Source organism: Streptomyces sp. NBC_00224 (genome assembly GCF_041435195.1).
Lineage (GTDB): Bacteria > Actinomycetota > Actinomycetes > Streptomycetales > Streptomycetaceae > Streptomyces.
In genome coordinates, this window is the sequence record NZ_CP108106.1 from 3,576,781 (window position 1) to 3,588,932 (window position 12,152).

11 protein-coding genes are annotated in these 12,152 nt (G+C 73.9%); 3 read left to right on the forward strand and 8 right to left on the reverse strand.

The window, feature by feature from the left end:
• Nucleotides 1-9: 9 nt before the first annotated feature.
• The 3 genes from OG965_RS16010 to OG965_RS16020 are packed head-to-tail and all read right to left on the reverse strand — an operon-like array spanning nt 10 to nt 2,926.
• The gene (locus OG965_RS16010) at nt 10-954 is read right to left on the reverse strand and encodes a LysR family transcriptional regulator (RefSeq protein WP_371652751.1); all 945 of its coding nucleotides are present in this window, start codon (nt 952-954) and stop codon (nt 10-12) included.
• A 21-nt stretch (nt 955-975) separates the two neighbouring features.
• The gene (locus OG965_RS16015) at nt 976-1,881 is read right to left on the reverse strand and encodes a DMT family transporter (protein WP_371656951.1); all 906 of its coding nucleotides are present in this window, start codon (nt 1,879-1,881) and stop codon (nt 976-978) included.
• Between the two features lie 58 nt (nt 1,882-1,939).
• Nucleotides 1,940-2,926: an EamA family transporter gene (locus tag OG965_RS16020; RefSeq protein WP_371652752.1), complete on the reverse strand. Its 987-nt coding sequence runs from the start codon at nt 2,924-2,926 to the stop codon at nt 1,940-1,942.
• An 80-nt stretch (nt 2,927-3,006) separates the two neighbouring features.
• On the opposite strand from OG965_RS16020, the gene OG965_RS16025 reads away from it, so the two are divergent.
• Nucleotides 3,007-3,504 (forward strand): MarR family winged helix-turn-helix transcriptional regulator, encoded by a 498-nt coding sequence (locus OG965_RS16025; protein ID WP_371652753.1) that lies wholly within the window; start codon nt 3,007-3,009, stop codon nt 3,502-3,504.
• Between the two features lie 102 nt (nt 3,505-3,606).
• Here OG965_RS16025 and OG965_RS16030 read toward each other — a convergent pair whose 3' ends face one another.
• From OG965_RS16030 to OG965_RS16040, 3 genes are read right to left on the reverse strand one after another with little or no spacing between them, the layout of a single operon-like run.
• Nucleotides 3,607-3,834: a hypothetical protein gene (locus tag OG965_RS16030; protein WP_371652754.1), complete on the reverse strand. Its 228-nt coding sequence runs from the start codon at nt 3,832-3,834 to the stop codon at nt 3,607-3,609.
• Between the two features lie 20 nt (nt 3,835-3,854).
• Entirely contained in the window at nt 3,855-6,008 is a 2,154-nt protein-coding gene (malQ, locus tag OG965_RS16035; RefSeq protein ID WP_371652755.1) for a 4-alpha-glucanotransferase, read from the reverse strand.
• A 4-nt stretch (nt 6,009-6,012) separates the two neighbouring features.
• Entirely contained in the window at nt 6,013-6,192 is a 180-nt protein-coding gene (locus OG965_RS16040) for a hypothetical protein (protein ID WP_329404543.1), read from the reverse strand.
• Nucleotides 6,193-6,542: 350 nt separating this feature from the next.
• Between OG965_RS16040 and OG965_RS16045 the strand changes: the two genes are divergently transcribed.
• Complete coding sequence (locus OG965_RS16045) at nt 6,543-9,602, forward strand: beta-N-acetylglucosaminidase domain-containing protein (RefSeq protein WP_371652756.1); 3,060 nt, start codon at nt 6,543-6,545, stop codon at nt 9,600-9,602.
• Nucleotides 9,603-9,668: 66 nt separating this feature from the next.
• Here OG965_RS16045 and OG965_RS16050 read toward each other — a convergent pair whose 3' ends face one another.
• Nucleotides 9,669-10,205: an HNH endonuclease gene (locus tag OG965_RS16050; protein WP_361387815.1), complete on the reverse strand. Its 537-nt coding sequence runs from the start codon at nt 10,203-10,205 to the stop codon at nt 9,669-9,671.
• 254 nt (nt 10,206-10,459) lie between these two features.
• On the opposite strand from OG965_RS16050, the gene OG965_RS16055 reads away from it, so the two are divergent.
• Nucleotides 10,460-11,542 carry a mechanosensitive ion channel family protein gene (locus OG965_RS16055; protein WP_371652757.1) on the forward strand — a complete coding sequence of 361 codons (1,083 nt, stop codon included), beginning with the start codon at nt 10,460-10,462 and terminating at the stop codon, nt 11,540-11,542.
• Nucleotides 11,543-11,749: 207 nt separating this feature from the next.
• Here OG965_RS16055 and OG965_RS16060 read toward each other — a convergent pair whose 3' ends face one another.
• The gene (locus OG965_RS16060) at nt 11,750-12,082 is read right to left on the reverse strand and encodes a hypothetical protein (RefSeq protein ID WP_371652758.1); all 333 of its coding nucleotides are present in this window, start codon (nt 12,080-12,082) and stop codon (nt 11,750-11,752) included.
• Nucleotides 12,083-12,152 lie beyond the last annotated feature (70 nt).

The following is a 12,152-nucleotide window of genomic DNA, read 5'->3' on the forward strand; positions in this document are numbered from 1 at the left end:
CCGGAGGGTTTAGGGAAGGGGCGGGGTGGGGGAACTCGCGCGGAGCGCGGACAGCACGTGTCCCAGCCCCGCTCCCCCCTCCGCCCCCCGCCGCACCGCAGCCACCACATGCCGGTAGGGGCGGTCCGGGCCCAGCTCCCGCATCACCACCCCCTCCCGCCGCGCCGCCGCCAGGCGCGGCACCAGCGCGACCCCCATCCCCGCCTCCACCATCGCCAGGATCGCCGTCCAGCCCGCCGCGCTGTGCGCCTGCTCGGGGACGAAGCCGGCCGCCTCGCACGCCGCCGTCGTGATCTGCGACCACGGCCCGCTGCCGCCGAAGATCCACGGCTCGCCCGCCAGATCGGCCAGGCGCAGGTCCGGCGAGGTCGCGAGGGGGTGGTCGGCGGGGAGTGCCACGTCCAGCGGGTCGGCGAGCAGCGGGACCACCGTGAACCGGGGGTCCCGGGCGCTCGGGGCGTGCGCGGCCAGCGACAGGGCGAGGTCGACCGCCCCGGCCGACAGCAGCTCGTACGCCTCGGCCGCCTCCGCCTCCCGTACCCGTACCTCCAGCGCGGGATGGCTGCGCCGCAGCCGCAGCACCGCCGGTACGACCAGCGCGGGCACCGCCGTCGAGAACGCCCCCACCCGTACCCGGCCCGCCTCGCCCCGCAGATACCCGGCCAACTCCGCGTCCGCCCGCTCCAGTTGGGCGAAGACGGCCTCGGCGTGGCGCAGTACGAGATGGGCGGCGTCGGTGAGGCGGACCCGGCGGCCGTCCGCCTCCAGGAGGGGTACGCCGAGCTGCTTCGCCAGGTTGGTCAGCTGCTGCGAGACCGCCGAGGGCGTCATGAGCAGCGCCTCGGCGGTCGCGGTCACGGTCCCCCGGTCGCGCAGGGTCCGCAGGATGTGGAGCTTCCTGATGTCCCAGTCGTGCGGCTTGGCGGAGGTTCCCCCGGGCTCGTTCGCGTTCATGGGCGCAACCTACCGACCGCGCTACCGGCGTGATCCCAGCACCACTCCGCCCAGGATCAGCGCCATGCAGAGCAGTTGGCCCGGGCCGGTCGCCTCGCCCAGGAGGGCGAAGGAGAGCAGGGCCACGCAGACCGGCTGGAGGTAGTAGACGACGCCCGCCCGGGCCGCGCCGATCAGCGCGATCGCCTTGTTCCAGGCGAAGAAGGCGACCGCGGAGGAGAGGACTCCCACGTACACCAGCGGCCCGACGGTCCCCGGCGTCGCCGCGAAGCCGCCCTGGACGGCGAGGCTCACCCCGTACACCGGCGCCAGCATCAGCGCGCCCAGCGCGAACGTGGTGAACAGGAAGGCGAGGCCGCCGAGTTCGGCGGGGCGGCGGCGCAGCAGGGCACTGTACGAGGCGAAGGAGACGGCGGCGGCGACCATCCACAGGTCCCCGGCAGCGAAGCTCGGCGCGAGCGAGCCCTTGCTCACCAGCAGCAGCACCCCGGCGCAGGCGACGAGCATCCCGGCCGTCCGCCGCGCCCCGAGCCGCTGCCCGCCGAGCCGCTCGTACAGCGCCATCAGGACCGGCGAGGCGGCCATGATCATGCCCATGTTGCCCGCGGAGGTGGAGAGTCCGGCCTGGTTGACGAGCGTGTTGTAGACCGTGACGCCGAGGAGGGCGGCCAGCAGGAGGAAGCGCAAGTGGCGGCGGATCAGGGCCCGTTGGCGCCAGGTCTCGCGGGCCGCGAACGGCGCCACCGCCACCAGGGCGATGATCCAGCGCCAGAAGGCGGCCTGGACGGGGGGCACCGAGTCGTGCAGGGCCCGGGAGGCGACGAAGCTGCCCGACCAGACGACGGTCGCGACGCCCGCGAGGGCGAGCCCGGGGCCTGCGGCCCGGCTCACCCTCGCGATGGTCGGTGTGGTGCGGACGCGCTCCAGGACTGCCACGGTGGCCGGTGCTCCTTCGTTCGGTTCGTTCGGTTCGTTCGGTTCCGGACTACCGTCGCACCGACGAAACCATCACGTCCATCGAATCTTTTCGACTGATCTCTTTAGGAGAAGTGAACGGTTCGAGCTTGGCGGCTTCGAGCTTGGCCGCTTCGAGCTTGGCGGCCTTCGCGGCCCGGGGCACGTACTGGCCCGCGAGCGTCGCCCCGAAGGCGATCGCCATCCCGGTGAGCTGGAGCGGGGTGAGCGCCTGGCCGAGCGCGGCCCAGCCGATGACGGCGGCGGCGAGCGGCGACAGCGGGCCGAGGAAGGTGACCGAGGTGGCGGTGAGGCGGCCGATGCCGCGGAACCAGAGCCAGTACGCGACGGCGGTGTTGACCAGGGCGAGGTAGAGGTAGCCCGCGAGGTTGCGTCCGTCGAGCGCGGGCGGTGCGCCCTCGATCAGGAAGGCGACCGGCGCGATGAGCAGTCCGCCCGCGGTCAGCTGCCACCCGGTGAGCACCAGCGGCCCGACCCCCTCGGGCCGTCCCCACCTCTTGGTGAACACGGTCCCCGCCGCCATCGCCACGGACGAGGCGACCCCGGCCGCGACTCCGACGGCGTCCAGTGCCCCCGTCGCCTTCAGGACCACCAGGGTCACCCCGAGGGCCGCCGCGATCCCGGTGAGCAGGGTCCGCAGGGACGGGCGTTCACCGAGGAAGAGCGCGGCGAGCCCGGCCACCCACAGCGGTCCGAGGGAGCCGATCACGGCGGCCATGCCGCCGGGCAGCCGGTAGGCGGCGAGGAAGAGGAGCGGGAAGAAGGCCCCGATGTTGAGCGCCCCCAGGATCACCGCCTTCCACCACCACTCCCCGCGTGGCAATCGCCGGGTGACGAGGAGGAGCGCGAGCCCGGCGGGCAGCGCCCGCATCATGCCCGTGAACAACGGCCGGTCGGCGGGGAGGAATTCGGTGGTCACGGCGTAGGTGGAACCCCAGGAGACCGGGGCGAGGGCGGTGAGGGCGACGGTGGCTATGCGGCTCTGGGTTCGCTTCATGGAAAGTAGCTTACTCGTAAGCTACTTTTCGTCAAGCAACTTTCTTGCGCCCGATCCAATCCGCTCGGATACTGGTGCCCATGACTGCGACCCCCCGTGACCCCGTCGACGCCATCGCCGCGCAGTGGGCGGAGGTCAGACCCGACCTCGACACCGTTCCGATGGCCGTCTACGGGCGCATCTACCGCATCTCCCGGGCCATGGGCGACCGGGTCGAGAAGGTGTACAAGCGGTTCGGGATCTCGCGCGGCGAGTTCGACGTACTGGCGACGCTGCGGCGCTCCGGCGAGCCCTACACGCTCTCGCCGCGCCAGCTCTCGGCGACCCTGATGCTCACCACCGGCGGGATGACCGGACGGCTGGACAAGCTGGAGAACGCCGGGCTGCTGAGCCGCAGCCCGGATCCGAACGACCGGCGCGGGCTGCGCGTCACCCTCTCCGACAAGGGCCGGGAGCTCGTCGACGAGTCGGTGACGGCGGGCCTGGAGATGCAGCACGAGGTGCTGGACGGGGTGCTCGACGCGGCGGAGGCGGAGCAGCTGAACGGGCTGCTGCGCAAGCTGCTCTCGGCGCACTGAGGCGACCGGAACGGAAATCGGAACAGAAAGAAGAAAAGGCGCTTTGCGGTACGAGTGCCACTCGTACCGCAAAGCGCCTCACAGCGCGTGAAACGCGGTCGGTCAGGCCTTCTTCGACTTGTCGAGGACCATGACCAGACCGGCGATGACCGCGAAGAGCGCGAGGGGCGCGATCACGTACAGACCGATCGTGTCGAACACGCTCAGGCCGGAGCCCGGGTCGTCGCCGTCGTCGCGGGTGACCGCGAGGGCGGGGGCCGACATGAGCAGCATCATCAGCGTCGTACCGGCTGCCACGGCGCCGGCGCGCAGGGTGTTCTTCTTGTCCACGGTGCAAACGTAGCGAACGCCTAAGTGGGGCGCGCGCCCGGGGGTGCCGTACGAGTCCGCGCGCCCGCCGCCGCGGGGCCCGGCCAGGACGCGAACACCCGCATCAGGCCGTGCAGCCGGGGCGAGGAGACCACGTCCTCCAGGGCGAGCGGGCGGCCGTCGGGACCTGCCACCGGCAGACGCCAGTTGGGGTACTGGTCCCAGGTGCCCGGCAGGTTCTGCGGACGGCGGTCGCCCACCGCGTCCGGCAGCCACACGCCGACCATCCGGGCCGGGGTGCGCAGCAGGAACCGGTAGACCGCCCGCACCGCGCCCTCCTCGCCCCGGGCGCCCTCGGGCAGCAGCCCGAGCCGGGCGAGATAGGCCAGCCACTCCCCCACCTCGGCCGCGTCCTCGGCCTGCTCCTCGGCCAGCGGGCGGGTGAGCAGCCCGAGGCGGTGGCGCAGTCCGACGTGCTCGCCGGTGAGCCGGGCCGCCGTGGACGGCAGGTCGTGGGTGGTGGCGGTGGCCACGCAGGCCTCGCGCCAGGCGGCCGGGGGCAGCGGGCGGCCGGTGCCCTCCCAGTCGCGCTCGAACCAGAGCACCGAGGTGCCGAGCACCCCGCGCCGGCTCAGGGCCTCCCGTACCCCGGGCTCGACCGTGCCCAGGTCCTCCCCTATGACCACGGCGCCCGCCCGGTGGGCCTCCAGGACGAGCACGGCGAGCATCGCCTCCGCGTCGTAGCGCACATAGGTGCCCGCCGTCGGCTCCTGTCCCCGCGGCACCCACCACAGCCGGAACAGGCCCATCACATGGTCGATGCGCAGGGCTCCGGCGTGCCGCAGCAGATTGCGCAGGAGTCCCCGGTACGGGGCGTAGCCGGACGCGGCGAGGACGTCGGGGCGCCAGGGCGGCAGCCCCCAGTCCTGGCCGCGCGCGTTGAAGGCGTCGGGGGGCGCGCCCACCGACATGCCCTGGGCGAAGGTGCGCTGCTGCGCCCAGGCGTCGGCGCCGCCCGGGTGCACCCCGACGGCCAGGTCGTGGACGAGGCCGACCGCCATCCCGGCGTCCCGGGCGGCCCGCTGGGCGGCGGCCAGCTGAGTGTCCGTCAGCCAGGCGAGCCGGGTGTGGAAGTCGACCCGGTCGATGAGCTCGCGCCGGGCGCGGGCGGTGGCGGCCGAGCGGGGGTCGCGCAGCCCGCCCGGCCAGCGGGTCCAGTCGGGCCCGTACCGCTCGGCGAGCGCGCACCAGGTGGCGTGGTCCTCCAGGGCCTGGCCCTGGTGCGCCAGATAGTCGCAGTACGCGGCCCGCCGCCCGGGCGCCTGCGGCACCGTATGGACGGCCTCAAGGGCCTCCCGCTTCAGCGCCCACACCGCGTCCCGGTCGATCAGCTCGCCGTCGTCGAGCACCGACCGGCGCAGCGCGTCCGCCGCCTTCAGCAGCTCGTCGAGCCGCTTCCGCTCGCGTACGTAGGCGTACTCCGGGATGTCCTCGATCCGCAGGTGCACGGGGTCGGGGAAGCGGCGCGAGGAGGGGCGGTACGGGGACGGGTCGGTGGGCGTGCCGGGGACGGCCGCGTGCAACGGGTTGACCTGGAGGAACCCCGCCCCCACGGCCCGCCCGGCCCAGCCGGCGACCTCGGCGAGGTCCCCGAGGTCGCCCATGCCCCAGGAGCGGGCGGAGAGCAGCGAGTAGAGCTGCACGAGGAAGCCGTGGGTGCGGGCGGGGGGCTGCGGGGTGCGCTCGGGGGCGACCACGAGGGTGGTGCGGGCCGTGCGGCCGTCGGGGGTGCGGGCGGTCGCCCGGTGGACGCCGAGCGGGAGGGCGGGCCAGGGGGCTTTCGGCCCGGCCGCCTTGGTGCCCGGCGCCGTCCAGTCGGCCTCCCCGCCGTCCTCCGCCTCGATACGGACGCGGGTGCCGGGCGGCAGGGCGGCGACCAACGGGGGCGGGAGCGGGGGCGCGGACGGCGGGTCCTGGGCGTGCCAGTGGACCACGGTCGGGGGCAACAGGCGGGCCGCCGCGGCCAGTTCGGCGGCGGCGAGGGACGCGCTCACCGCCTCCGGGGTGGCCGCGTCGACGCCCAGCGCCGCGAGGACGGCGACGACCGTGGCGTCCGGGACCGGGACCGTACGGTCGGCCGACGGGGCGTAGGACGTGGCGACGCCGTGCAGCGCGGCGAGCCGGGCGAGGGTCATGGCGTCAGGCTCCGGCCGGCGCCACCACCGGGGTCGGTTCGCTGGTCAGGGGCGCCGCCTCGGTCAGCGGGGGCTCGCTGGTCAGCGGTTCGGCGTCGGCCAGCGGAGGTTCGCTGGTCAGGGGCTGTTCAAGGGCGGAGACGGCCACGGAGGGCTCCACGAGGGTCGGCAATGGGGGACACAGCAGCCCTACCCCGTGGGCGGACTCCCAGACGTACAACGTGGGGGGTGTCACGACCGTCACTCGGAACGCTCGTGCACGCCATCGGACGGCGGCCCGGATTCCACTTCCCGGCGGCCCGTGCGCCGCACTCCTGGTAGCCGTGCGCCGCATTCCCGGTGGCTCACGTTCCGCTCTCCGGCGGCCGGTTTTTGTCTCCCCCGGAGTCAACCGCAGCCCGTTCCGCAGCCACCGGAACGGGCAATTCCGGCACAACAGTCACGCGCATTGACACCCTCGCCACGGGGGTGGTGGGCTCGGGGCCGATCGGCGGCGCGGGGGCCGCAAAAGCGGTGCCTAGGCGAGGAGATGGCGTGCAGTTCGGGCGCGGAAAGCGAGCGACGGCCGTCGCGGTCGCCGTCATCGGCGGGCTGCTCGGCGCGGCGCCCGGCGCCCTCGCGGCACCCGTGGATCCCGCGGCCCCCGAACAGCCCTCCGCCACGGGCCCGTCGAAGGACGCGGTACGGGACGACACCCCGGCGGTCTGGCCCCGGCCGCAGTCCGTCAAGCACGCGGGACCGGGGCTGCGCCTCGGCTCCGAGGCCGTCCTGATCACCGACCCCGGCGCCGACCCGTACGCGGTGGCCGCGCTCGCGGACGTACTGGACAAGGCCGGTGTCACCACCCTGCACTACGGACTCCGGGGCGCCGGGCCGGTGTTCCGCGTCGGCGGGAGCGGCGCGCAGGACGCGCTGCGCGCCCTGCGGGTCGCCGAGCGCGGGGACCTGCCGTCCGGCGGGTACCGGATCGGCGTCGGCCGGGCCGGCGGGCGGGACACGGTCGCGCTCGACGGGGTCGGCGAGGACGGGCTCTTCCACGCGGTGCAGACCCTGCGCCAGCTCCTCGGGCAGGACCGGCGGGGCGACGCCACGCTGCCCGGCGTGCGGGTGCGCGACTGGCCCGCCACGGCGGTGCGCGGCACGACGGAAGGTTTCTACGGGCAGCCCTGGACGCGCGAACAGCGCCTGGGCCAGCTCGACTTCATGGGCCGCACCAAGCAGAACCGCTATCTGTACGCGCCGGGCGACGACCCGTACCGCCAGGCCCGCTGGCGCGACCCCTACCCGGCCGACCAGCGCGCCGACTTCCGGGCGATCGCCGCCCGCGCCGCCGCCAACCACGTCACTCTCGCCTGGGCGGTCGCGCCCGGCCAGGAGATGTGCCTGTCCTCCGACAAGGACCTCAAGGCGCTCCTGCGCAAGCTCGACTCGATGTGGGCGCTGGGCGTGCGCGCCTTCCAGCTCCAGTTCCAGGACGTCAGCTACAGCGAGTGGCACTGCGGGCGGGACGCGGACACCTTCGGACGGGGACCCGCCGCCGCGGCCCGCGCCCACGCGCGCGTGGCCAACGCCGTCGCCGCGCACCTGGCCGAGCGCCACCCCGGCGCGCAGCCGCTGTCGCTGATGCCGACCGAGTACTACCAGGAGGGCGCCACCACCTACCGCTCCGCCCTGGCGGACGGGCTCGACGCGCGTGTACAGGTCGCCTGGACGGGCGTCGGGGTGGTGCCGCGCACCATCACCGGGCGCGAACTGGCGGGCGCCCGGGCCGCGTTCGGGCATCCGCTGGTGACGATGGACAACTACCCGGTGAACGACTGGGCGCCCGGCCGGATCTTCCTCGGCCCCTACACGGGCCGCGAGCCCGCCGTCGCCACCGGCTCGGCCGCCCTGCTCACCAACGCCATGGCGCAGGCGTCGGCCTCCCGCATCCCGCTGTTCACGGCGGCCGACTACGCCTGGAACCCGCAGGGTTACGAGCCGGAGGCCTCCTGGCGGGCGGCGATCGCGGACCTCGCGGACGGCGACGCGCCGCTGGGCGAGGCGCTCACGGCGCTGGCGGGCAACGACTCGTCGTCCGTCCTCAGCAGCGCCGAGTCGGCCTATCTGCGCCCGCTGCTCGACGCGTTCTGGACCTCGCGCGGCGCGGCGGACGCGGCGGCGCGGGACGGGGCGGCGGCGCGGCTGCGCGCGGCGTTCACGGTGATGCGGCAGACGCCCGCCCGGCTCGCGGACAGCGGCGCGCTCGCAGACGAGGTGCGCCCGTGGGCCGACCGGCTCGCCCGGTACGGCCGGGCCGGGGAGACCGCCGTCGACATGCTCCAGGCGCAGGCGCACGGCGACGGCGCGGCCGCCTGGCGGGCCACGCTCGCCCTGGAGCCGCTGCGCCGGGCCGCCGCCACCGGCTCGGTCACCGTCGGCAAGGGCGTCCTGGACGTGTTCCTGACCCGCGCGGCCGGGGCCTCGGCCACCTGGACGGGCGCGGACCGGCCTGCCGGGGACGTCAGTGTCTCGCCGGACGCGTACACCGTGCGCCTGGGCCGGGTCCGCCCGGTGGAGGCGGTCACCGTCATGGACGACTCGGGCGCCGGGCCGAGCCCCTCGGTCGGCCCCGGCTCGGGCCCGCCGGCCTGGGCCACGGCGGGCGCCCAGCCCGTCGAGGACGCCGCGTGGGGGCCGGGGCCCGGTCCCGGGCGGGTCGCCTGGGCCGAGGGCGGGGCGCTGGTGCAGGTGCATCTGCCCGGCGTGGGCTGGCGCAGCCTCGGGCCGCTCTCGCCCAGCGGCTGGACCCAGAGCGCCGCGCGGGGCGTGCGCGCCGACGCCGTCCGCGTGACCGGCCCGGCCGCCTCCGTACGGGCCGTACGGCATCTGGTCCCGTGGTTCGCCGACGAGCCGCGGGCCCGGCTGGAGCTCGCCCGGGACGAGGCGGACGCGGAGATCGGCGGGAAGCCGCTGCGGGTGGCGGCCGTACTGACGTCCACCCGGCCCGCGGACGTGCGGGGCACGCTCAGCGCGAAGGCGCCCCGGGGCATCACCGTCAAGGCCCCCGGCGCGCTCACGGTCCCGCGCGGCGCGGCGGCGAGCGTCCCGGTGGAGGTGTCGGTGGCGCCGGGCACCCCGGCGGGCGAGTACCGGGTGCCGGTCGCCTTCTCCGGGCAGGAGCGCGTCCTGACCGTACGGGCGTATCCGCGCACGGCCGGTCCCGATCTGATCGCGGGGGCCGCGGCCTCCTCGTCGGGCGACGAGACCCCGGCGTTCCCGGCGCGCGCGGCGTCCGACGGCGACCCGTCGACCCGCTGGTCCTCCCCGGCGCAGGACAACGCCTGGTGGCAGGCCGAGCTGCCCGCCCCGAGCAGGGTCGGCCTGGTGGTGCTGACCTGGCAGGACGCGTACGCGAGCGCCTTTACGGTGCAGGTCTCCCCGGACGGCCGCACCTGGCGCACGGCGGCGACCGTGCGCGACGGCAGGGGCGGCCGGGAGGCGGTCCGCATGGACGCGCGCGACACCCGCTTCATCCGGGTGCAGGGCGCGACACGGGCGACCCCGTACGGGTACTCGCTGTGGTCGGTGGAGGCGTACGGCGTGGCCCCGTAGCCGGGCACGCGCAAGCTGGGGACCGGCGGACCGGTCCCCAGGGCCAAGGACGACAAAGGCCCGGTCTCAGGCGGAAATGCCGTCGATCCGGGCCAGGGCGTCGTCCGCGCCGAACGGTTGGAGGTACGGGAGCCAGCGTGGGTCCCGGTGCCCCGTGCCGATGATGCGCCAGGCCAGACCACTGGGCGGAGCGGGCTGGTGGCGCAGGCGCCAGCCGAGCTCCAGCAGGTGCCGGTCGGCCTTGACGTGGTTGCAGCGGCGGCAGGCCGCCACCACGTTGTCCCAGACGTGCTGACCGCCGCGGCTGCGCGGAATCACGTGGTCGACGCTGGTTGCGACGCCACCGCAGTACATACAGCGCCCGCCGTCACGCGCGAAGAGCGCACGACGGGTCAGCGGAACGGGCCCCCGGTAGGGGACCCGTACGAATCTTTTGAGCCGGACCACGCTGGGCGCGGCGACGGCCCGGGTCGCGCTATGCATGAAGGCGCCGGATTCCTCTAGGCAGACTGCCTTGTTTTCGAGCACGAGGACGAGCGCGCGGCGGAGCGGTACGACGCCGAGCGGCTCGTACGACGCGTTGAGGACCAGGACGTGCGGCACGGTGGATGCCTCCTTGTACGCCGGCGGCGCGTGGCTCGCGCCGGGACGATCTGCCTTCAGTCTCTCCTCATGCCTGGTCGAAGCGCCACCACGTCCGGGTAACGGCCTTGAAGTGTTTTCGACCACACCCCACTACATCCCCAGCTCCGGGCGCGCTCTCCCCCGAACACGGCAACGAAGCACACACGTTGCCCCGTTAGTGTGGTTGGCCTGCCGTCGCACCGTCGGCAGCGCAATGCCTGGAGGTTCCCCCCGTGCACTGGCCCGCCGTACTGGCCGCCGGATCCCCGTCCGATCCCACCGCTCCGACGACCAAGCCGGTCACCCTCGACGACGCCCAGAAGTCGGCCACGGAGGCCGCGGGCTGGGTCGAGGAGAACTGGTCGACCTGGCTCGCCATCGGCCTGCGCATCCTCCTGATCGTGATCATCGCGTCGGTGCTGCGGGTACTGGTCCGCCGGGCGCTGACCAAGCTCATAGACCGGATGAACCGCAGCGCCCAGGCGGTGGAGGGCACGGCGCTCGGCGGCCTCCTGGTCAACGCGGAGCGCCGCCGCCAGCGCTCGGAGGCCATCGGCTCGGTCCTGCGCTCGGTGGCGTCCTTCCTGATCCTGGGCACCGCGGCCCTGATGATCCTCGGCGTCCTCAACATCAACCTGGCACCGCTGCTCGCCTCGGCGGGTGTCGCGGGTGTGGCGATCGGCTTCGGCGCGCGCAACCTCGTCACGGACTTCCTCTCCGGTGTCTTCATGATTCTGGAGGACCAGTACGGGGTCGGCGACTCGATCGACGCGGGCGTGGCCTCCGGCGAGGTGGTCGAGGTCGGTCTGCGCGTGACGAAGCTGCGCGGCGACAACGGCGAGATCTGGTACGTGCGCAACGGAGAGATCAAGCGCATCGGCAACCTCAGCCAGGGCTGGGCCACGGCGGCCGTCGACGTCCAGGTCCGCCCGACGGAGGACCTGGACCGCGTCCGCGCGGCCATCACCGAGGCCGCGGAGTCCATGGCCAAGGCCGAGCCGTGGAACGAGCGCCTGTGGGGCCCGGTCGAGGTCCTCGGCCTCAACGAGGTGCTGCTCGACTCGATGGTGATCCGCGTCTCGGCGAAGACGATGCCGGGCAAGGCGCTGGGCGTGGAGCGCGAACTGCGCTGGCGCATCAAGCGTGCCCTGGACGCGGCGGGGATACGGATCGTGGGCGGCGTACCGCTCCCGGCCGAGGACCCGGCCCCGGACCCGTCGGCCGCGGTGGCCGCCCCCTCGGCCCTGAACAACCCGACGTCCCCGCAGTCGCTGGCGACGGCGCCGATACCGCCGGGGCAGAGCTTGTCGAAGTAGTACCTGCGTAGCACGCGAAGGGCGCCCCTGCCGGTGGTCGGCGGGGGCGCCCTTCGTTGCGCCTGATGGTCAGCCGTTCGGGGGCACCGTCTGAGGGTCGCCGCAGAACGGAGCCCATCGTGCCGCAGAGCATCGAGGGTTAAGGGCTTAACAGGATCATGACGAGCGGACAGTATCCGCTCACGGCAGAGACCGGGCTATCGATGCTTAGTCCGATTCTTCGACAGACAGCAAGATCCTCAGGCGCCGAACCTCAGCCACGAGCTTCGGAACGGCCTCCCGGGCCATTGCGATGAATGCCGCATTCTCATCCCAGCATTCATCTGCAACATCTACGTAGCGAGGGTGTTGCACCAACGTGGCGGCGACAATCTCGCGGTGATCAAAGCTCGGCCACCTTTCAGATTGTCCAGTGTCCGCAGTAGTGCTTACAGCCACTAGCCCCATGGCCGACTCATCGTCCAGAGTCCTGACAAACCAAGGCCCTGGTGTCGCCGCCGAGCACAACTCTTCGATCTCTCCGAGCTCGTCATCGGTCATGGACTCACCCTGATCCATCCGGGCACCCCCCTCTCAGCTCTCCTTGGAAGCAAACCGATCAAGCCAGGCA